Genomic DNA, 19,541 nt, shown 5'->3' with positions numbered 1-19,541 from the left:
AAAAAGGATTACGAATTTCGAAACCTCGCTACGAAAGCAAGATTTATACTCCGTTCCACCGTGGGTAACTCGTAATGCCGGACGCCTACCTCGCGCTCGAAACTGGCGACGTCGTCGAGGCCAACGCTCGCGCCCCCGGCACGGCGCGCGGCGAGCTCGTGTTCACCACGGCGTACACGGGCTACGAGGAGAGCCTCACCGACCCATCGTACGAGGCACAGGTGCTCACCTTTGCCTATCCCCTCATCGGGAACTACGGCGTCCGAGACGACCGATTCGAGTCCGACCGCGTCCACCCCAGCGCCGTCGTCGCGCGCGAACTCACCGACGACGTCGCCGACTGGCTGCGCGCGGAGGGCGTCCCCGCCGTCGACGGCCTGGACACCCGCGACCTCGTCCTCGACATCCGCGAGGGCGGCGCGATGAAGGTCGGTATCGCTGCCGGCCCCGAGGCCACGCCAGCCGACGCCCGCGCGGAACTCGCCGACTGTCCGCACATGGACGACATCACCGACATCGGCGAGCGCGTCAGCGTCGCCGAACCCGAGACGTACGGTGACGGCGACACCGACGTCGCGCTCATCGACTGCGGCGCCAAGCAGTCCATCGTCGACTCGCTGGTCGAGCGCGGCGCCACCGTCCACCGCCTCCCGCACGACACCACGCCGACCGAGGTGGCCGACCTCGGCCCGGACGTGCTGTTCGTCTCGAACGGGCCGGGCGACCCCGCGAACTTCGAGGCAGCCGAGGCGCTCGTCGACGAGTTCGTCGGCGAGGTCCCCATCGCGGGCATCTGCCTCGGCCAGCAGGTCGTTGCCCGCTCGCTCGGCGGCACCACCGAGAAGATGGACTTCGGCCACCGCGGCGTCAACCAGCCCGTCCTCGACCACGACAGCGGCCGCGTCGTGATGACCACCCAGAACCACGGCTACACCGTCGCGGACCCGGGCGACCTCGACGTCACGCAGGTCAACGTCAACGACGACACCCCCGAGGGCCTCGATTCGGCGGAACTGGACGTGCTCACGCGCCAGTACCACCCCGAGGCCAACCCCGGCCCGAACGACACGCTGGACTTCTTCGACGACGTGCTCGCGATGGCCGAGACGCGTCGAATGACGCCGAAGGCGGACTGAACGCGCCGGCTGTCTCACTCTCGTTCTCCCGTCACTCCGTCGGACAGCCCACCGGCCCGAAGCCTTATCTTCACCGTCGAAATACGAGAAACCAATGTCCGAGTCCGTCTTCTCGGCGAACGAACTGGCGTTCCGCGAGTGGCACGCGGCCGTCCTCGGCGCCGTCGTGGGCGCGTTCGCCGCCTACCTCCACGCCACCGAGTACGCCGCTGTCGGCGTGACAATCGCCGTGGTCTTCGTCGTCGCGTCGCTCGGCGTCGCTCGGTACGGCAGTACCGCCAGTCGAACGGTGCGGAGAGAACCGTGGTACGCGCTCGCCGCGAACAAATCCGAATCGGCGACAACATCCGCGTGGTGCGGAGAGAACCGTGGTACGCGCTCGCCGCCTTCCTCGCCGGGGGTGCCGTCGTGCTCGCCGTCGCGTAGGCGGGACGCGGCCTGCTGGCGGCCGTCCTACCCCCAGCGCTCGTCGCGAATCGGCCGGTCACCGACCGGCAGGACGTCCAGGTCGTCGTTCCTGTGGGCGAGTCCCTCCAGCATCGCCTCCGCGGACGCGACCGTCGAGAGGTACGGAATCTCCTCCTCGACGGCCGTCGTGAGCGCCTCGCGGTCGTCGGAGACGATGAAGTCGACGTCGCCGCTCCGGATGGCCTCGGGGACGTCTTCGAACGCCGCGACCTCGAAGTGGTCCTCGTACCCCTCGACCGGCAGGTCGATGACCGCCGTGCCGCCCGCCTCGGGAGCGTTCGACGCGGCCTGCTGGGCCTTCCAGTACGCCATCTCTGGCGATGACGCGGTGCCCATCACCTCGCCCGTGGACTTCATCTCCGGGCCGAGGCGGGGGTCCGAGTTCGGCAGGCGGTCGAACGGCAGCACGACTTCTTTGACGCTGAACTGCTCGGGGACGCCCTCGCTCACGTCGATGTCGGCGAGCGTCTCGCCGGCCATCACTCTCGCCGCGAGTTTCGCGATGGGGACGCCGGTCGCCTTCGAGACGAACGGGACGGTGCGCGAGGAGCGCGGGTTCGCCTCGAGGACGTACACGTCGCCGTCTTGTACGGCCAGCTGGACGTTCAGCAGTCCGACGGTGTCCAGCGCCGAGGCGATCTCCTCGGTGACCTCGCGAACGCGCCGGAGGGTGTCGTCGTCGAGCGAGCGCGGCGGAATCACGCAGGCGGAGTCCCCGGAGTGGACGCCCGCCGCCTCAATGTGCTCCATGATTCCACCGATGACGACGTCCTCGCCGTCGCTCACGGCGTCGACGTCGAGCTCCACGGCGTCCGCGAGGAACTCGTCGACGAGAATCGGCTTGTCGGGGGAGACGCGGACGGCCTCCTCGATGTAGCGTTCGAGCTCCGCGTCGTCTGCGACGACTTGCATCGCGCGTCCGCCGAGCACGTAGCTCGGGCGGACGAGCACCGGGTAGCCGAGGTCGCGGGCGAGCTCGAGCGCCTCCGCCTCGCTCGTGGCGCTGCCCCCCTCGGGCTGGGCGATTCCGCGCTCGTCCATGAGGCGGTTGAAGCGGTCGCGGTCCTCCGCGAGGTCCATCGCATCGACCGACGTGCCCATGATGTCGCAGTCGACGCCGCGGCGGTCGAGCTCGGCCGCGAGCGGCTCGCCGATGTCGACGGAGGTCTGTCCGCCGAACTGGATCATCACGCCGTCGGCGCCCGTCGCCTCGACGACGTCGGCGACCTCCTCGGCGGTGATCGGCTCGAAGAACAGCCCGTCGGAGGTGTCGTAGTCCGTCGAGACGGTCTCGGGGTTGTTGTTCACGACGTGGGCCTCGATTCCCTGCTCGCGGAGGGCGCGCACCGCGTGGACCGAGCAGTAGTCGAACTCGACGCCCTGCCCGATGCGAATGGGGCCGCCGCCGACGACGACCACGCTATCCGGATTGCGGTCGACCCGCAGCTCGCCGGCGGCCGCGTCGCCCTCGTAGGGGCCGGAGAACCACTCGGGCTGCCGCGAGGAGTAGTAGTACGGCGTCGACGCCTCGAACTCGCCGGCACAGGTGTCGACCTGCTTGTACGTTCGGCCGGGTACCGCGGCCTCGACCTGCCCGACGCCCGCGCGCTCCGCGGAGACGGGGAGGCTCTCGTCGGCGTCGCCGGCGGCCGCCTCCGCGGCCTCCCGCCACGCGCCGCGCGTCTCGGGCAGCCATGTGAGGCTGGAGTCCTCGAAGACGTTGCCCGCGAGCGCGGAGATCTCCGCGTTGGTGAAGCCCGCGGTCGCCGCGGGGGTGAACGCCCCGTCGACGACCTCCTTGCTCGCCTCGACGATGCGGTGGAAGCGCTCGACGTACCACTCGTAGATGCCCGTGGCCTCGACGACTTCGTCGACCGAGAAACCGCGCTCGAACGCCTCGAACATCGCGTACGGGCGGTCCGGGCTCGGCCGTTCGAGATACTCCTCGCGTAACTCGTCGTCCTCAACGACGCCGAAGTCGACGGCGGGGTCGTACTCGGAGGAACGCAGCGCCTTCAGGAGGCTCTCCTCGAACGTGCGGCCGATCGCCATCGCCTCGCCGGTCGACTTCATCGCCGTCGAGAGCGTGAAGTCGACATCCTCGAACTTGTCGATGGGCCACCGCGGCACCTTCGTCACGACGTAGTCGATGGCCGGCTCGAAGGCAGCCGTCGTCTCGCCGGTGATCTCGTTGGTGATCTCGTGGAGGCGCTTGCCGAGCGCGACCTTCGCGGTGACGCGGGCGATGGGGTAGCCGGTCGCCTTCGACGCGAGCGCCGAGGAGCGGGAGACGCGCGGGTTCACTTCGACGACGCGGTACTCGCCGCCGGCGGTGCCGTCGTCGCGCCACGCGAACTGGATGTTGCAGCCGCCCTCGATGCCGAGGTCGCGGATGACCTCGAGGGCCGCGTCGCGCATCTCCTGGTGACCGTCGTCGGGGATGACCTGTGAGGGGGTGATGACGGTCGACTCGCCCGTGTGGATACCCATCGGGTCGAGGTTCTCCATATTGCAGATGATGATGCAGGAGTCGTCGGCGTCGCGCATCACCTCGTACTCCAGTTCGACCCAGCCGGCGATGGACTCCGTGATGAGCACCTCGCCGTTCCGGGAGAGCCGCAGCCCCTTGCGAACGCGGGCGAGGAGCTCCTCCATGTTGTCGACGACGCCGGACCCGCTCCCGCCGAGGGTGTACGTCGTCCGCGCGATGACCGGGAGGCCGCCCACGTCGTCGACGGCCGCTTCCACGCGGTCGGCGAGTGCGCCCTCGTCGAACTCCGAGACCGACTCGTCGTCGTCCAGCGAGATGGTCGTCGAGCGCGGCACCGGCTGACCGAGGTCCTGCATGCGCTGGCGGAACAGGTCGCGGTCCTCGGTCGCGTAGATGGTGTCCAGTGGCGTCCCCATCACGTCGACGTCGTACTCGTCGAGGACGCCCTCCTCGGCCAGTTCGGCGGTGACGTTCAGGCCGGTCTGGCCGCCCAGGCCGGCGATGACGCCGTCGGGGTCCTCTCTCGCGATGACCTCCGTGATGGCCTCCGTGTTGATGGGCTCGATGTACACCGCGTCGGCCATCTCGGGGTCCGTCATGATGGTCGCGGGGTTCGAGTTGACGAGCACCACCCGGACGCCCTCCTCTCGGAGCGCACGGCAGGCCTGCGCGCCCGAATAGTCGAACTCGGCGGCCTGGCCGATCTGGATTGGTCCGCTGCCGATGAGCAGTACCGTCCGGTCCTCGTGCTCGCTCATACTACCTGCGTGGAGTTCGTCCATCGTAATAAGGTCAGCGAAACGGTGTGCTGTTCGAAACCGAATTACGAAAATCGTAACGACAATCGGCCGTCGGTTCGACGCGTCGAAGTGGCTTCGATGTAGTGGAGCTGACAAGTAAAGTGGCCGGGGGCCGGAGTGCAGACTGCACCATGAGTCAGCAGACAGAGTCCGACGTGACGTGCACGATAGACCCCGAGGACGCCCAGGAGCGCCGAGCGTGGGCGCAGGATGCACTCGTCCCCCACGTCGAGCGCACCGAACAACTGGACGACGGTGTCGCGCTCGTCTTCGAGGACGCGGCCCTCGAAGCAGTGGCCGAACTCGTCCGGAACGAGGCGGTCTGCTGTTCGTTCGCCGACTTCCGCATCGACTACCGGCCGCCGTACGACACGGTGCGACTCGCGGTCACCGGCCCCGACGGCGCCGCCGACCTGTTCCGCGAGGGGTTCGTCGAAGGCTTCGACGGCGTCCCGGAACCGACGTAACCCTCGGACAGCCCTTCAGCCACCTGCCCGCGTGCTTTTCCGTGTTCGTCTCCTCCAATCGTGTATGTCAGACATCGACGGCGAGACGGGAGACGAGACGGAACTGGCCGAGGAGTTCGACGTCGGGGAACTGCCCGACCACGTGAACGCGTCGGCGGTCAAGCGGATGCAGGTCGTCGCCTGGGCGCTCGACGACGCCGTCCCCGTCCCGGGGACCGACCGCAAGATAGGCATCGACCCCATCGTCGGCGCGCTGCCAATCGCCGGCGACGTCGCGACCGCCGCCATCTCGATGTACATCGTCGCCGAGTCCGCCCGCCAGGGCGTCAAACGCGAGACGCTGGCCGCGATGCTCGTCAACGTCGCCGTCGACGCCGGTATCGGTTCGATTCCCGCACTCGGCGACCTCTTCGACGCCGGCTGGAAGGCGAACAAGCGCAACTTCGAACTCGCAGTCGAGGACCTCGCCGACGCTGCGCCACCAGAAGAGTCCAGCCAGTAATCAGCGCGCCTCGCCGCCCCGCGGCCCGCTCTCGTCCTCCCACTCGCGGGCCGCCCGGTAGTCCTCGACGAACGCCGTCACGTCGAAGTCGGTCATCTGTTCCTCGAACTCCGCGGCCGTCGCGTCGCTGTCGGCGTGGCTGACGGCGTGGTCCATCAGCTCGACCATCAGTTCGACGACGATCTCGTGGAGTTCGCGGGTGTCCATCTCGGTCACCCACAGCATCGCCCACCCCACGGCGCCGTTCTCGGTTCCGTCGACGGAAACGACCTCGTCCGGGAGCTGTTCCATCACGGCCCCCATCAGGTGTGGCGTGCCGAACTCGTCGAACTCGTCCTCGGGCGCGGGCGAGATTGCCTCCCGCAGCACGCTCACGATGGACTCCGGGAAGAACCGCGACGGCGGGTGCATGTCCATCACGACGGCGTGCTGGTCGCCGCAGGTGCAGGCGTACTCCCGCATTCCGATGTCGAAGGCCTGCTGGTCGGCGCGCTCGCCACACGGGAGGTCGATGCGGTCGTCGTCCGCCTCCGTGCCCGGTACGCGCGGCTCGGTCATTGCACGGGTGTTGGCCGTCGTGGTGGTTAAGCCCCGCGGAACGGACGTGAGTTCTCTCCAGTCGCTCCGTCGGCCGTGTCGCTGTAGTCCACTCCTCTCGAGAGCCCTCGGCGCTGTCGACTCCCGCGGGTCGCTCCTGTCCTCACTCGCTTCGCTCGTTGCGGTCCTTGCGTCCCCGAGGTTCGTCGACAGCACCTCGCCCTTTCAATCCGCCAGGCTGTCGGCTGCTTCACCGGCTGGAACCCGACGACCGCGTCAGCTCTCTCGGCCTGGGGAATCTTCATGCGGGAGAGCCGAGTTGTTCGCCCATGAGCGTCATCGAAATCGAGGGCCTCACGAAGCGCTACGGCGACCTCGTGGCCGTCGACGACCTCTCCCTGGACGTGGCGGAGGGCGAGGTGTTCGGGTTCCTCGGCCCCAACGGCGCCGGGAAGACGACGACCATCCGGACGCTGCTGGGGATGCAGTCGCCGACGGCGGGCCGCGTCTCCGTGCTCGGCGCCGACACCACCGTCGAGAGCGAGCGCCTCGACGCGCTCGCGCGGACCGGCTACCTGCCCGCCCACCCGAGCTTCGACGGGCAGGCTACGGGTCGGGAGGTGCTCGACCTCCACAAGTCGCTGAAGGGCGGCAGCCGTCGGGACACCATGCTCGACCTGTTCGACCCGCCGCTCGACCGCCGCATCCGGGCGTACTCCACCGGGAACGTCCAGAAACTCGGTATCGTGCAGGCGTTCATGCACGACCCGGACGTCGTCGTGATGGACGAACCCACCTCGGGGCTCGACCCGCTGCTCCAGGAGCGGTTCAACGAGTTCCTCCGGGACGAACGCGAGCGCGGCGTCACGGTGCTGTTCTCCAGTCACGTGCTCAGCGAGGTGCGCCGCGTCTGCGACCGCGTCGCCATCATCCGCGAGGGGCGACTCGTCGCCATCGAGGACGTCGAGGCGCTGCTCGACCGCAGCGGGAAACTCGTCCGCGCCACGGTCATTGGCGACCTGCCCGCGGACGCCTTCGACCTGCCGGGCGTCGCGGACCTCAGCCGCCGGAACGTGGACGGCGCGACCCAGGTGTCGTTCACGTTCTCGGGCGACGTGGACGCGCTCGTCGACGAACTCGACCGCTACTCGCTGCGGGAACTCGACGTCGAGGAGGCGCCCCTCGAGGACGTCTTCCTCCAGTTCTACGGGGGTGAGGCGAGTGCTTGAACTCGCCGCGTACGGCGCCCGCAGACGGGTGAAGGGCGCGCTGGCGCTGTCCGTCGGTCTGTCGGCGTTCAGCGCGCTGTACGCCGCGTTCTTCCCGTCGTTCACCGGTAACCTCGACCTCGAAGAGTACATCGAGGCGCTCCCGCCGGTGTTCGTGGAGGCGTTCGGCCTGCGCGCGTTCGACACCATCGAGGGGTTCCTCGCGACAGAACTCTACCAGTTCGCGTGGGTCATCCTGCTCGGTCTCTACCTCGCGTACAGCGCTGCCTCCCTGATTGCGGGCGACGTCGAGGACGGCCGCATGGACCTGCTGCTGGCGCTGCCGGTGTCGCGGGCGCGCATCGTCGGCGAGCGCTACCTCTCACTGGTCCCCGGCATCCTCCTCATCAACCTCATCGTCGCCGCCGTGACGTGGGTCGCGACGCGCGCCATCGGCTACCCCATCGGGACCGCGGACCTCGTCCTCGTCCACGCGCTGTCGCTGCCGTACCTGTTCGCCTGCGCAGCCATCGGCCTCGCCATCAGCGTCGTGGCCGACCGCGAGAGCGTCGCCCAGCGCGTCGCCATGGCGGTGGTGTTCGGGCTGTTCCTGCTGGAGTCGGTGGTCGCATCGACGGACTACGCGTGGGCCGGCGCCGTGGCGCCGATGCGCTACTACGACCCGACTGCCATCCTCGTCGACGGCAGCTACGACCTCGCGGGCGCTGCAATCCTGACGGTGGCGACGCTCGCGCTAGTGGCGGCGAGCCAGTGGTACTTCCGCCGGCGGGACGTGAACTGAGGAGGAGGGAGGTAGCGTCTCGCTGGCGGCGGCCTGCCTGCTCGGGTTCGGTGAACAGTCGGGGAACAGAGAGAACGCGCGTGTAGGAGAGAGCGGCGACCGCCTCGTCACCCGGAGGTCAGGCGTTGCTCATCCGCTGCACGAACTCCTCGCCACAGTTCTGACACTCGGCGACGCGGTACGGTTCGCGGGAGAACGACGCGTTCTCCCCGCCCGCGCTCTCCGTCCACAGTTCGACCGCGACTGTGTGTGGGGTATCGCGCCCGCAGTTCGCGCACGGCTCGACCATCTTGTCGGTTTCTGGTGCCTGGCTGGCCATCTGGATTCGTGCGGGAAGACGACGGCCACTGACTTGCATCAGTCGCCTAAAGAAATTGGCTTCGTCGGAAACGTAACTGAAACAGGGCCGATTGGACTGGTGCTGCGGAGCTACGGCCAGTCGTCGCGCACGGGTTCCTCCGGCGTCTCCGCTTCGTCGGCCTCGGACGCGAGTTCCCAGCCGGCCTTCTCCGCGGCGTCCTCCAGCGGGAGGTACTCCCAGCCGACTGCCTCGGCGAGTTCCCGGTCCTCGTCGTTCACGCCGACGAAGACGTGGCGTTCGGTGTCGAACTGGCGCTTCACGGACTCGAGGCTCTCCTCGCGGCCCTTCGGTCCCGAGAAGAAGTCCTGGCGGATGCGGCGCTTGCGCGTGAAGTTCGTGACGACGTAGGTGGGTTCGTCGGAGACGACGCCGACGTACTCCGTCCACTGGCGCGCGCCCGCGAACGCGGTGCCGGGCTTGGCGAGTTCCTGGAGCGCGGACAGCTCGAATGCGAGGGTCATGTCCGTGCTCCCCCCAGTCTGGCTCATGGCGCAACGTGGGGTGCGGACGGGAAAAACGGCTTCGGTTGGGGTACCCGGTCTACTGGCCGACGCTAACGCGATAGTAGCCGGTGAACCGTACGACCTCGCCGTCGGTGAAGTCGGCCGCCGCGGCCTCGGGGATCGAGACGGTGTCCCGCTCGACGGCTGCGGGGAGCGCCGCCTTCGCCTGCTCGGCTAGCTCGTCGTAGTCTCGGACTGTCTGCTCGTCGGTCACCACTCCGGTCTCCGTCGCTTCGAGGATCGGGTTCATCGGTTCACCGGCACTCGTGTGCCGTGCTACCGTATGGCACGATTGGTGATAAAGCTACCGCCGTCTCGGATTACTTCGACAGAAGTGGATACAGCGGCGCGTTTACTGCTCCTGCGGGATTGCGAGGTCGTCCAGTTCGAAGTTGTCCTGGAGGAGGATGTCCTTCTGGTCGGCGACGTGGGCCTCCTTCTTGATGAGCTGTTTGTACTTCGACTGCGGCGCGAGGTTGCCGATGAGCACGCCCCCGATGAGCTTGCCATCCTTGAACGTGAGGCGGCGCCACTCGCCGTCGTTGTACTTTCGCTCGCAGTCGTCGTCGCCCATCGTCGGGAAGCCGAAGGAGAGGAACGGGAAGTCGAAGTGCGTGATGGAGTACGAGGAGACCCAGCGGAACGGCTCGACGTCGACGTCGTGGCCGTTGTCCGCGAGCATCACTTTCCCCGCGAGCGCGCCCTGCTGTTTCGCGGAGCCCCACGACCCGTTCTGGGCGCGCTGGCCCATGATGGTGTCGAAGAACTGGGTGATGTCGCCCGCCGCGTAGACGTCCTCGAGCTCGGTCCGCATGAACTCGTCCACGTGGACGCCGCCGTCGATGGTCGCCTCGGTGTCCTGGAGAATCTCGACGTTGAAGTCGAGGCCGATGGCGACGCCGACGAAGTCGGACTCGTGGCGGTCGCCGTTGCCGTCGATGGTGGCGACGACCTCGCCGTCGTCGTCGACCTCGAAGCTGTCGGCGCCGGACTCGAACACCGGTTCGACGCCCTTCTCGCGGAGCCCCTCGTGGATGATTTCCGCACCGTCCTCACTGAGCGCGTACCGCCACCAGCGGTTGCCGCGCATCAGGTACTTCGCGTCGACGTCCTGGCCGCCGCAGATGGCCGCCAGGTCGATGCCGAGCAGGCCCGCGCCCACGACGACGCCGGTGTCGGCCGCCTCGGCGTGCTCGCGGATGCGGCGCGCGTCCTCGAACGTCCAGAAGTGGTGGACGCCCTCGGCGTCCGAGTTCTCGATGGGGAGCTGGTTCGGCGTCCCGCCCGCAGCGACCAGCAGTTTGTCGTAGGAAATCTCCTCGCCCTCGTGGGTCTGGATGGTGTGTGCCTCCGGGTCGACGCCCGTGACAAGCGTGTTGAGGCGGAGGTCGATGTCCCGCTCGTCGTACCAGTCGGGCTCGTGGATGCTGATGGGTGCCTCGGGGAGTTTCCCCTTGGCGAACTCCTTGATGAGGATCCGGTTGTACAGGGTCTCACCCTCGTCGGTGACGACGGTGATATCGACGTCGGGGGCTTCCTCGTGGAGGGCCTCGGCGGCGGAACTCCCCGCGATGCCGTCACCGATTATCACGTACGACTCGGTCATACTGGGTGTGAAGCCTTCAGGGTTAAAGTGGATTGCTATCTGCCTGGCAGTGGCGCCCCTGGGAGTTACTGACCGTAACCCTCGGCGTACGCTCGGCCGCTCGCGGTAACCGGCGCAGAACCGCCGGAGTACCGCTGGAAAAAGCGAGAGTAGGACCGACTTTCGCCGGGTAACGACTCGCACACCCGTCCGTTGGCGACTCCCTTCCGATGTGGGTGTCTGTGTCACGAAATACGGTAAGTGTGTGCTACAGGACTTCTACCGCCTGAATTCGGGTGAACTATCGCGCCGGTTTATTCGCTCTCCCGTGGATGATTGAGTCGTCCCGACGCGGGGCTGATTCCGACTATGAACGACGACACACGACACCGACAGTCACGACAGGGTGAGGAGTATCGACAGGGCCAGCAGCGAGGCCAGCAACGACAGCAGGGAACACACCAGCAGGGCGGTCAGCGCCAGCACCAGGGTGGCCAGCGCCAGATGGGCCAGGGCGGTCAGCACCAGGGCAGCCAGCACCAGCAGCACGGACCGCACCAGACGAGTCAGCAGCAGGGTGGCCACCAGCAGCACCAGGGCGGTCAGCGCCAGATGGGCCAGGGCGGCCATCAGCAGCACCAGGGCGGCCATCAGCAGCACCAGGGCGGCCATCAGCAGCACCAAGGCGGCCAGCAACATCAGGGTCAGATGGGCCAGCGGCAGGGTCACCAGAGCCCCCAGCACCAGGGTGGCCAGCAGCAGGGCGGTCAGCAGCATCAGGGTGGCCAGCGTCAGCAGGGCACCCATCAACAGCACGGCCAGCAGGGGATGCACCAGCAGGGCGGCCAGCAGCACCAGGGCGGCCAGCAGCACCAGGGCGGCCAGCGTCAGCAGGGCACCCATCAACAGCACGGTCGGATGGGCCAGCAGGGTGGGCACTCCGGACAGCAGGAGCGCGAACAGTACTCCCAGCAGAACTGGATCGAGGGCCAGCAGGGCCAGCAACACCAGGGCGGCCGCCAGCAGGGCGGTCAGCAGTACCAGGGTGACCGGCACGGAACCAGTCAGCAACAGGGCAGCCAGCAGCACGGTCGCTCCGGACAGCACCAGGGCGGCCAGCAGTACGGTCAGCAGGGAAGCCAGCAGCACCAGCAGAGCCGGCACGGCCAGCAGCAGGGAACCCACCAGGTCGGACAGCACCAGGGTGGCCAGCAGCATCAGGGAGGCCAGCAGCACCAGGGGAGTCAGCGCCACCAGGGAACTGAACAGAACCGGGGCGGCCAGCAGCAGGGCCGCTACGGGCAGTACCGCGGCAAGGAATCGCGGACGACCAGCAAGCGAAACCTATGACCAGAGACCAGGAGAGGCCGCGAGAGAACGTCTCCACGAACGTCGGTTCGGCCGCCAGGTCGGGCCAGCCGCCGATGGAGGCGCCGTCGATGGCGGGCCAGCGGCAGCCGACGGGTTCGCAGTCGTCGATGCCCCCAGCGGCACAGGGCGGTAGTGGGGGCGTCGGCTCGCAGCCGCCGGCCGCCATCCCGATGGTCGACATCGTCGAGTCCGACGAGGACGTCGTCGTCTACATCGACGTCCCGGGCTTCGACGAGGACCAGATCGACATCCACGCGGACGCGAACAACCTGTTCATCACCGCCGACCGGTCGGAGGACCCGGTCTTCGACGCGGACGAAGGCGAGAGCGCGCTGCTCACCGAACGACCCGTTCGCCTGGAACGCCGCATCTCGCTCCCGGCGCACATCGACCCCGAGGAGGCAAGCGCCACGCAGGAGGACGGTGTCTGCGAGATAACCGTCCCGAAGGACGAGCAGGAGCGCCGCCACCAGATCGGCTTCCAGTAACGCCCCGATTCATTTTTTCGCGCTCGTCGCGGTAGCCGCCGCTCACCGAGTCCGGGTAAGCACGGCTTGCACGGCTGGTAGGATGTTCTTGCTGCTCGCTCCGCCAATCGACCCGGTTACTCGGCCCGGCTATCCGACGTCCTGACAATAGTCTAACTAACAGCGCTCCGGAGGCGAAACAGTCATAGTAGCCGGGCGTTAACGCGTGTCGTAGTCGGTAACCGCGGATTACCGCGGCCGACGACGCCCAAGATGTCAGAGAAGGACTACAGGCTCGTCTCCGAACTCGTCCGCCCCGGTGACCACCTCGACTTCCCGGACGACGAAAACGTCGTCGTCCAGCCGGCCGAGCAGCCAGGCTGGGTCCGGGTCACGTACTTCAAGCGCGTGACGCGGGTGCCGTTCGAGGACGACACCGAAGTGGCGTACGTCAACTGAGCGCGCCCTCCACCGGTCGGGACGTTCTTTAGCGTCCGTTCCGTAGGCCGCCCCATGAAGATTCGTCAGAACGTCCGTCACTTCGCGTCCCGGAAGGCGCTCGAACTGCCGGGGCTCCGCGACGTCGTGCGGCCGAAACTCGTCGACCTCCACGTCAGAATCTTCGCAGACAAGGCGCCCGAGGCCCAGCGCGCGGAGCGCGAGGACCACCTCGCGGGCTTCTTCGACGCGACGATGGACATGTACCTCGCCGCCCTCCAGGAAGGGTACACGGAGGCTTCGGCCCGCGAGATAACCCACATCGTCGGCAACTTCGACTTCTACAACCACGGCTGGGCGGAGATGATGGAGTTCCCGCCCGGTGAACTCTCGGCGCACTACGACCGCTACGCCGGCTTCTTCGACGCCCACGGAATCAGCATCGACGACCCGTTGGGCGAGTTCCGTCCGGCTGGCGGCGTCCCGGACGCGCCGACCACCCCGGAGAAACTGGAGGCCGCGACCTTCGATAACGCGGCCGCCGGCTACGACGACGACGTCTACGTCGAGACGGAGGACGGCGATGTCAGGCGCGGCGACGCAGAGGAACCGGACGACGTCGACCCCGACGACAGCCCCTTCGTCTAACGTTCCACGGCCGCCGCGAGCGCCGCTCGCCCACCGGACCGGAGCGGGTCGCCGTGACCGACGCAGGCCGCCCGGAAGTCGGGCACGCGCTCGAGCACCCGCTGGATGCTCGCGTCGACGTCGTCGGTGTCCACGGACAGCAGCGCCGGCGACGGTTCGAGGGCGCCGTCGTCCGCGCGAACCAGGTCACCCAGTAGCGCCGCGTCGCGCCCCTCGTGGACGTAGGCCGTGTGCCCGACCGTGTGACCGGGCGTGTGGATCGCCTCGAAGCCGCCGATGCGGTCGCCGTCCTCGACGCTGTGGACCGGCGATTCTATCGACGGCACGAGGAACCCGGTGAGCCGGTGGAACAGTCCCTTCCGGTTGCGTAGCGGCGGTTTCCGGCGTCCCGTCAGGATGTCCGCGTCGCGGGCGCCGCAGTAGACGTCCACGTCGCCGGCCGACTCCAGAAGCGAGCGCAGGCCGCCGACGTGGTCGAGGTCGTAATGCGTGATCAGCACGCGGTCGAGGTCCCGGGGCTGGTAGCCCGCAACCTCCAGTCCCCGCCGGATGTTTTCGGCCTGCCACGGCATCCCCGCGTCGACGAGCGTGAGCGCGTCCCCGTCCTCGACGAGGTAGGCATTGACGCCGCGCTGTGGGAGCCACCAGACGCCCGGCCGGAGTTCCGCGGTCATGCGTGAGCGTTCGGACGTGAGCCGCTTATGCTTTGGCAGCCGTTGTCCGGCCCGACAGCCGGCAGTTGTCTATTTGCCACGTCGGGCCGTAGGGGTCCACATGACCGAATCGAGAGCGAACACCGGTCCGTCGAGCGGGCGCCGCTCGCACTCGCTGGACGACGTCCGGGAGACGTACGCCGACCAGGCAGACCAGATGGACAGATTCCGCTGGCTGAATCACCTCTTCACCGGACGGTACCGGCAACGGCTGTTCGGACGCGCACAGGGGCGCGTCCTCGACGTCGCCTGCGGGACGGGGTTGAACGCACGCTATCTCCCGGACGCCACCACCTACGTGGGCATCGACGCCAGCCCCGATATGCTCACGAAGGCCAGACACCGGGTCGGCGCCTGGGACCGCGTCGAGGGCCTCTACGAGATGGACGCTCAGGCCCTGGAGTTCCCCGACGACAGCTTCGACACCGTCGTCTCGTCGTTGTCGACGTGCACGTTCCCCGACCCGGTCGCCGCCCTGAACGAGATGGCCCGCGTCTGCAAGCCCGAGGGCCGCGTCCTTCTGCTCGAACACGGGCGGAGCTCCGTCGGCCCGCTCGCGCGGTTCCAGGACTGGCGGGCGGACGCCCACTACGAGAAACACAGCTGTCGGTGGAACCAGGAGCCGCTCGCGCTCTTCGAAGGAACCGACCTCGTGGTCCACCACGCATCGACGGCGCTGCTCGGTGTCATCACCGCCATCGAGGCCGCGCCGTCCCGGTGACACGACGGTCGGTCGAATCGCGGAAACCCGCTAACTCGGTCGCTACCGCTCGTTGGTAATGCGGTCGGCACATTCGTACCCCGCCACGATGCCGCCGTTCAGCGACCGCTCGGGGTACTGCGCGCGGGACGCCATCCCGGCGTAGTAGACGCCGTCGTGGCCGTCGGCGGCGAGGTCGTAGGGGATGACCATGTCGAGGTAGCCGCGTTCGTAGACGGGTGCGGTGCGGGGGTTCCGGAACGTCTCCACCCAGTTCACGTGCGAGCGGTCGAACTCGGGGAAGAGGTCCTCGATGCCCGACAGCCAGTGCTCTCTGACTTCGTCGTCGTCCATCTGCCAGACCTCGTCCTCCTGGCTCTGGACGTACTTCGGGACGTACAGCAGGTGTTCGCCGCCGTAGCGCTCTGGCGGGATGAAGTTCGTGTGCTCGATGAGCGCGCCGAACGGGGCCTCGTCCGCGATGTTCAGCCAGTACGTGTCGGTGAGCTGTCGGTCCATGCTCACTAGCGAGCAGACGGTCCCCTGGAACGTGATGTCGCACTCGTAGCCGGTGAGCGACTCCAGGACGTTCGGCATCGCGGCCACGACGACGGCGTCCGCGTCGACTCTCTTGGGCGCGTCGCCGTCACGCTGGACGGTCACGGACTCGACGCCGTCCTCGTCGTTCCAGATCTCGGTGACTCTGGCCCCGGTCTCGATGTGCTCGCGGCCGACGTCCTCGACGAGCGCGTCGAGCAGGCGACCGAACCCGCCGTCGAGGTAGCCCAACGGTTCGCCCCGCAGCAGGTCTCGTTCGCCGCGGAACTTGATGCGTCCGAGCAGCCACGCCGCGCTCACGTCCCCCATCCGCTCGCCGAACTTCGCCTCCAGCAGCGGTTCGAAGAACGTGTCGTAGACGTTCCGGGTGGTGTGCTCGATGCAGAACTCCCTCACGGAGACGTCCTCGAAGTCCTCCAGTCGCTCGTACGTGTCGAACTTCGGGACCCCGCCCCGGACGTCCACGTCGAGCGTGAGCATCCCCAGGCGGAACTTGTCGTAGAGGCTCCAATGCGGGAAGGCGAGGATCTCCCACGGCTTGTCCATCGGGTGGACCGTGCCGTCGACGTAGTAGGCGTTCTTCCCGATGGGCCACCGCAGGTCGTCGCCGAGGCCGAGCTCCTCGAGCACTTCGACGATGGTCTCCTCGGATGCCGAGAGGTGGTGGTAGAACTTCTCGATGGGGTCGCCGGCGGTCTCCTGGGTCGCCGCGAGACCGCCCACCTGGTCGGCCGCCTCGAAGACGCGCGCCTCGTGGCCGTGGGACTGGAGTCGGCGGGCGGCCGCGAGTCCCGCGATGCCGCCACCGACGATTGCGATCATGACACATCATCGGGCTGGATTCCGTGTTAGCGTTACGGTCCGGGGCCGCCACCGCTTTGAGGGGGCCGTGCTTTGCGGAGGGTATGGCGTTCCAGGCGACCCCGTACACGCTGCCGCTCGCCGTATGCGGGCTGGCGTTCGTGGCGTTCAGCGCCTACCTCGTGCGTCAGTCCGGCACCCGCGCCCGGGGCGACCGGGTGGCGGTGCCGCTGATGGTCGCGACGGGGGTGTGGATGCTGGGCTACGCCGCCGAACTCACCGTGACGACGACGAGCGCCCAGGTGCTGTTCGCCCGCGTCCAGTACCTCGGGAACGTCTCCGTCCCGTTGCTCTGGTTCGCGTACATCCTCGCGTACGTCGGCTACGACGACCTGCTCACGCGGCGCCGATGGGTGGTGCTCGCCACGCCGCCTGTCGTCGTGTTCGCACTCGTCCTCGCCTACCCCGCCTCGCACCTCGTGTGGGAGGGCGTGGAGACGGTCGACCTCGGCGCGTTCGTGGCGCTGGAGACCGACCACGGCCCCGTCTTCTACGGGTTCATGGCGTACGTCTACTCGCTGGTCGCCGCGACCGTGTGGCTGCTCGTCCGCCACCGCTCGCACGCCGTCGACCTCTACAGCCGGCAGACGACGGCGCTCCTCGTCGGCGCGCTCGCCCCGGCGGTCGCGGGACTCGTCTACATCTCGGGCATGAACCCGATTCCGTCGCTGAATCTCCCGGTGCTCGCCTTCGTCGTCACCGCGGGCGTCGTCGCGTGGAGCGTCGCCCGCAACGAACTGTTCACCCTCACCCCAATCGCCTGGGAGACGGTCGTCAGGCAACTCGACCGGCCGGTGTTCGTGATTGACGACGACGACCGCGTCGTGGCCGCGAACCCCGCCGGCCGCGACGTCGTCGGTGCACCCGTCGGGTCGCTCGCCAGCGACGCGCTCACGCCAGTACTCGGCGACGACTGCTGGCGGACGCCGGGGGCCTACGAGTGCGAATACGTCCACGCTGGCGAGCCCCGGACCTACGAGGTGTCCGTCACGTCCGTCGACCAGTCGGGGGCGCGCACCGGCAGGGTCGTCCTCCTCCAGGACGTCACCGACCGACAGGTCCGCGAGGAGCGTCTGGAGGAGTTCGCCAGTGTCGTCAGCCACGACCTCCGGAACCCGCTGAACGTCGCGCGCGGCCACCTCGAACTCGGCCGCGAGAGTGGCGACGACGCCCACTTCGAGACGGTCGACGCCGCCCTCGACCGTATGGAACGCATCATCGAGGACCTGCTCACGCTCGCCCGGGAGGGCGACACCGACGTCGACGGCGAGACGGTGTCGCTGGCGGAGGTTGCAAGGACGGCGTGGGACGCTGTCGACACGATGGACGCAGACGCGACCCTCGACGTGCAGAACGACGGCCCGGTGGTCGCCGACGAGACCGCGTTGCTCCGCCTGCTGGAGAACCTCTTCCGGAACGCTGTCGAACACGGTTCGACAGGCAACCAGAACGCGGGGCGTTCTGGTGACGCCGTGGAGCACGGCTCCCCGAGACCCGCCTCGAACACTCGGCGGGACGCCGTCGAACACGGAACCACGAGCCCAGATGGGGCGCCGACAGGCAGCGTAACCGTCACCGTCGGCACCACCGACGACGGGTTCTTCGTCGCGGACGACGGCCCCGGCATCCCCCGGGACGAACGCGAGCACGTCTTCGAGCGGGGGTAGACCACCAGCGAGGACGGCACCGGCTTCGGTCTCGCAATCGTCCAGGAGGTCGCCGACGCCCACGGCTGGGGCCTCTCGTTGACGACCGCGGCGGGCGAGGGTACCCGGTTCGACGTCACGGTCGAGTGATCGACAGCGCGATTCGGTGCGCTTACCGCTCGCCAGCCTGGTGCCTCCCTGCCGCCGTTCGCACGGCTCGCGGGTCGTTCCTCCCCGCTCGCTCGTTCCGCGGCCTCGCTTCGCTCGACCGCGCACTCCGCTACGCTTTTGCGGGCCCCTCCGCTACGTCGTGACATGATTACCGTCCGCGCGCCGGCGACGAGCGCCAACCTCGGCAGCGGGTTCGACGTGTTCGGGGTGGCCCTCGACCGGCCGGCGGACGTCGTTCGCGTCGAGCGCGCCGCCGAGACGACCATCGAAGTGACGGGGATGGGCGCCCAGTACGTCCCCGAGGACCCGAAGAAGAACACCGCAGGCGTCGTCGCGGAGGCTCTCGACGCGCCCGCCCACATCCACATCGACAAGGGCGTCCGGCCGTCCTCAGGGCTCGGTTCGTCGGCGTCGAGCGCCGCCGGGGCAGCCGTCGCCCTCGACGCGCTGTACGACCGCCAGCACACACCCGAGGAGCTCGTCCGTATCGCCGCCGAGGGGGAGGCCGCCGCCTCGGGAGACGCCCACGCGGACAACGTCGCGCCAGCCATCCTCGGCGGGTTCACGGTGGTCCGTGACGACGGCATTGAGCAGGTCGACGCGGACGTCCCGCTGGTCGTCTGCCTCCCGGAGATCGTGGTCTCGACGCGCGACGCACGCGACGTCGTCCCGCAGTCCGCATCCATCGAGGACCTCGTAGAGACGGTTGGAGCCGCGGCGACGCTCACAGTCGGGATGTGTCACGACGACCCGGCGCAGGTCGGTCGTGGCCTCGAAGAGCACCTCGTGACGCCCGCTCGGGCGGCACTCGTCGACGGCTACGACGCCGCCTGCGAGGCCGCGCGCAACGCTGGCGCGACGGGCGTCACCATCAGCGGCGCCGGTCCCGCCGTCCTCGCGGTCTGCCGGACGGGCGACCGCCGGCGCGTCGCCAGCGCGCTCGTCGAGGGGTTCGAGAGCGCCGGCGTCGACGCCACGTCCTACCCCACCGCAATCGGGAACGGGACGACTATTCTGTAGTCCAGGGACTCCTCACGACACGCTGTCGTCTGCGAGGGTTGAAGTACGAAGCCGGGAGCACTGCGGCCCGTGATGTAGAAATCGGACC

Annotated in this window: 21 protein-coding genes; 12 read left to right on the top strand and 9 right to left on the bottom strand. The window is 68.3% G+C overall.

The features are described from left to right. Positions 1-74 precede the first annotated feature (74 nt). A complete protein-coding gene (locus HALDL1_14110) occupies positions 75-1,136 on the top strand; it encodes a carbamoyl phosphate synthase (protein AHG04597.1) in 1,062 nt (353 codons plus the stop codon). Positions 1,137-1,439: 303 nt separating this feature from the next. Continuing rightward, a complete protein-coding gene (locus HALDL1_14105) occupies positions 1,440-1,562 on the top strand; it encodes a hypothetical protein (protein ID AHG05378.1) in 123 nt (40 codons plus the stop codon). A gap of 27 nt (positions 1,563-1,589) precedes the next feature. Here HALDL1_14105 and HALDL1_14100 read toward each other — a convergent pair whose 3' ends face one another. After that, positions 1,590-4,853, bottom strand: coding sequence for a carbamoyl-phosphate synthase large subunit (locus tag HALDL1_14100; protein ID AHG04596.1), 3,264 nt, complete (start codon positions 4,851-4,853; stop codon positions 1,590-1,592). A gap of 173 nt (positions 4,854-5,026) precedes the next feature. Here HALDL1_14100 and HALDL1_14095 point away from each other — a divergent pair, with 173 nt between their 5' ends. Beyond that, positions 5,027-5,362 (top strand): hypothetical protein, encoded by a 336-nt coding sequence (locus HALDL1_14095; protein ID AHG05377.1) that lies wholly within the window; start codon positions 5,027-5,029, stop codon positions 5,360-5,362. Positions 5,363-5,435: 73 nt separating this feature from the next. Beyond that, a complete protein-coding gene (locus tag HALDL1_14090) occupies positions 5,436-5,864 on the top strand; it encodes a hypothetical protein (protein AHG04595.1) in 429 nt (142 codons plus the stop codon). Here the strand turns inward: HALDL1_14090 and HALDL1_14085 are convergent, their stop codons facing one another. Beyond that, on the bottom strand, positions 5,865-6,422 hold the full coding sequence (locus HALDL1_14085; protein AHG04594.1) for a hypothetical protein: 558 nt from the start codon (positions 6,420-6,422) through the stop codon (positions 5,865-5,867). It abuts the gene before it with no gap. 308 nt (positions 6,423-6,730) lie between these two features. Here HALDL1_14085 and HALDL1_14080 point away from each other — a divergent pair, with 308 nt between their 5' ends. Together HALDL1_14080 and HALDL1_14075 are read left to right on the top strand one after the other, a co-directional pair. Beyond that, entirely contained in the window at positions 6,731-7,630 is a 900-nt protein-coding gene (locus tag HALDL1_14080) for an ABC transporter (GenBank protein AHG04593.1), read from the top strand. Further along, positions 7,623-8,411 (top strand): hypothetical protein, encoded by a 789-nt coding sequence (locus HALDL1_14075; GenBank protein AHG04592.1) that lies wholly within the window; start codon positions 7,623-7,625, stop codon positions 8,409-8,411. The genes HALDL1_14080 and HALDL1_14075 overlap by 8 nt, the downstream gene beginning before the upstream one ends. Positions 8,412-8,529: 118 nt before the next feature. On the opposite strand, the gene HALDL1_14070 is transcribed toward HALDL1_14075, so the two are convergent. The 5 genes from HALDL1_14070 to HALDL1_14050 form a co-directional block, all read right to left on the bottom strand. Beyond that, a complete protein-coding gene (locus HALDL1_14070; GenBank protein ID AHG04591.1) occupies positions 8,530-8,730 on the bottom strand; it encodes a hypothetical protein in 201 nt (66 codons plus the stop codon). Between the two features lie 110 nt (positions 8,731-8,840). Next, positions 8,841-9,260: a hypothetical protein gene (locus HALDL1_14065; GenBank protein ID AHG04590.1), complete on the bottom strand. Its 420-nt coding sequence runs from the start codon at positions 9,258-9,260 to the stop codon at positions 8,841-8,843. 52 nt (positions 9,261-9,312) lie between these two features. After that, positions 9,313-9,525 carry a hypothetical protein gene (locus HALDL1_14060; protein ID AHG04589.1) on the bottom strand — a complete coding sequence of 71 codons (213 nt, stop codon included), beginning with the start codon at positions 9,523-9,525 and terminating at the stop codon, positions 9,313-9,315. Between the two features lie 102 nt (positions 9,526-9,627). Then, on the bottom strand, positions 9,628-10,881 hold the full coding sequence (locus HALDL1_14055; protein AHG04588.1) for an NADH oxidase: 1,254 nt from the start codon (positions 10,879-10,881) through the stop codon (positions 9,628-9,630). 375 nt (positions 10,882-11,256) lie between these two features. Next, entirely contained in the window at positions 11,257-11,676 is a 420-nt protein-coding gene (locus HALDL1_14050; GenBank protein ID AHG04587.1) for a hypothetical protein, read from the bottom strand. 530 nt (positions 11,677-12,206) lie between these two features. On the opposite strand from HALDL1_14050, the gene HALDL1_14045 reads away from it, so the two are divergent. The 3 genes from HALDL1_14045 (at position 12,207) to HALDL1_14035 (ending at position 13,784) form a co-directional block, all read left to right on the top strand. Beyond that, the gene (locus HALDL1_14045; GenBank protein ID AHG04586.1) at positions 12,207-12,719 is read left to right on the top strand and encodes a heat-shock protein; all 513 of its coding nucleotides are present in this window, start codon (positions 12,207-12,209) and stop codon (positions 12,717-12,719) included. 252 nt (positions 12,720-12,971) lie between these two features. After that, positions 12,972-13,157 (top strand): hypothetical protein, encoded by a 186-nt coding sequence (locus HALDL1_14040; GenBank protein AHG04585.1) that lies wholly within the window; start codon positions 12,972-12,974, stop codon positions 13,155-13,157. Positions 13,158-13,211: 54 nt separating this feature from the next. Further along, entirely contained in the window at positions 13,212-13,784 is a 573-nt protein-coding gene (locus tag HALDL1_14035) for a hypothetical protein (GenBank protein AHG04584.1), read from the top strand. On the opposite strand, the gene HALDL1_14030 is transcribed toward HALDL1_14035, so the two are convergent. After that, positions 13,781-14,458, bottom strand: a complete 678-nt coding sequence (locus HALDL1_14030) for a metallo-beta-lactamase (GenBank protein AHG04583.1) — start codon at positions 14,456-14,458, stop codon at positions 13,781-13,783. The two genes, HALDL1_14035 and HALDL1_14030, sit on opposite strands and share 4 nt — an antisense overlap. Before the next feature lie 100 nt (positions 14,459-14,558). On the opposite strand from HALDL1_14030, the gene HALDL1_14025 reads away from it, so the two are divergent. Then, a complete protein-coding gene (locus HALDL1_14025; GenBank protein AHG04582.1) occupies positions 14,559-15,218 on the top strand; it encodes a type 11 methyltransferase in 660 nt (219 codons plus the stop codon). A gap of 42 nt (positions 15,219-15,260) precedes the next feature. Here the strand turns inward: HALDL1_14025 and HALDL1_14020 are convergent, their stop codons facing one another. Further along, positions 15,261-16,577: a protoporphyrinogen oxidase gene (locus HALDL1_14020; GenBank protein AHG04581.1), complete on the bottom strand. Its 1,317-nt coding sequence runs from the start codon at positions 16,575-16,577 to the stop codon at positions 15,261-15,263. 83 nt (positions 16,578-16,660) lie between these two features. Between HALDL1_14020 and HALDL1_14015 the strand changes: the two genes are divergently transcribed. Together HALDL1_14015 and HALDL1_14010 are read left to right on the top strand one after the other, a co-directional pair. Next, positions 16,661-18,283, top strand: coding sequence for a hypothetical protein (locus HALDL1_14015; GenBank protein ID AHG05376.1), 1,623 nt, complete (start codon positions 16,661-16,663; stop codon positions 18,281-18,283). 294 nt (positions 18,284-18,577) lie between these two features. Then, positions 18,578-19,453 (top strand): homoserine kinase, encoded by an 876-nt coding sequence (locus tag HALDL1_14010; protein AHG04580.1) that lies wholly within the window; start codon positions 18,578-18,580, stop codon positions 19,451-19,453. The last annotated feature ends 88 nt before the right edge of the window (positions 19,454-19,541 follow it).

Origin of the sequence: Halobacterium sp. DL1 (assembly GCA_000230955.3) — an archaeon.
Classification (GTDB): Archaea; Halobacteriota; Halobacteria; order Halobacteriales; family Halobacteriaceae; genus Halobacterium.
This window is presented reverse-complemented; position numbering and strand designations above follow the sequence as displayed.

What these genes read in the sequence shown, in the direction of transcription:
- HALDL1_14110 (AHG04597.1), top strand. Translation starts at nt 75, where the DNA reads ATGCCGGACGCCTACCTCGCGCTCGAAACTGGCGACGTCGTCGAGGCC.
- HALDL1_14100 (AHG04596.1), bottom strand. Translation starts at nt 4,853, where the DNA reads ATGAGCGAGCACGAGGACCGGACGGTACTGCTCATCGGCAGCGGACCA.
- HALDL1_14095 (AHG05377.1), top strand. Translation starts at nt 5,027, where the DNA reads ATGAGTCAGCAGACAGAGTCCGACGTGACGTGCACGATAGACCCCGAG.
- HALDL1_14085 (AHG04594.1), bottom strand. Translation starts at nt 6,422, where the DNA reads ATGACCGAGCCGCGCGTACCGGGCACGGAGGCGGACGACGACCGCATC.
- HALDL1_14080 (AHG04593.1), top strand. Translation starts at nt 6,731, where the DNA reads ATGAGCGTCATCGAAATCGAGGGCCTCACGAAGCGCTACGGCGACCTC.
- HALDL1_14070 (AHG04591.1), bottom strand. Translation starts at nt 8,730, where the DNA reads ATGGCCAGCCAGGCACCAGAAACCGACAAGATGGTCGAGCCGTGCGCG.
- HALDL1_14065 (AHG04590.1), bottom strand. Translation starts at nt 9,260, where the DNA reads ATGAGCCAGACTGGGGGGAGCACGGACATGACCCTCGCATTCGAGCTG.
- HALDL1_14060 (AHG04589.1), bottom strand. Translation starts at nt 9,525, where the DNA reads ATGAACCCGATCCTCGAAGCGACGGAGACCGGAGTGGTGACCGACGAG.
- HALDL1_14055 (AHG04588.1), bottom strand. Translation starts at nt 10,881, where the DNA reads ATGACCGAGTCGTACGTGATAATCGGTGACGGCATCGCGGGGAGTTCC.
- HALDL1_14045 (AHG04586.1), top strand. Translation starts at nt 12,207, where the DNA reads ATGACCAGAGACCAGGAGAGGCCGCGAGAGAACGTCTCCACGAACGTC.
- HALDL1_14040 (AHG04585.1), top strand. Translation starts at nt 12,972, where the DNA reads ATGTCAGAGAAGGACTACAGGCTCGTCTCCGAACTCGTCCGCCCCGGT.
- HALDL1_14035 (AHG04584.1), top strand. Translation starts at nt 13,212, where the DNA reads ATGAAGATTCGTCAGAACGTCCGTCACTTCGCGTCCCGGAAGGCGCTC.
- HALDL1_14030 (AHG04583.1), bottom strand. Translation starts at nt 14,458, where the DNA reads ATGACCGCGGAACTCCGGCCGGGCGTCTGGTGGCTCCCACAGCGCGGC.
- HALDL1_14025 (AHG04582.1), top strand. Translation starts at nt 14,559, where the DNA reads ATGACCGAATCGAGAGCGAACACCGGTCCGTCGAGCGGGCGCCGCTCG.
- HALDL1_14020 (AHG04581.1), bottom strand. Translation starts at nt 16,577, where the DNA reads ATGATCGCAATCGTCGGTGGCGGCATCGCGGGACTCGCGGCCGCCCGC.
- HALDL1_14015 (AHG05376.1), top strand. Translation starts at nt 16,661, where the DNA reads ATGGCGTTCCAGGCGACCCCGTACACGCTGCCGCTCGCCGTATGCGGG.
- HALDL1_14010 (AHG04580.1), top strand. Translation starts at nt 18,578, where the DNA reads ATGATTACCGTCCGCGCGCCGGCGACGAGCGCCAACCTCGGCAGCGGG.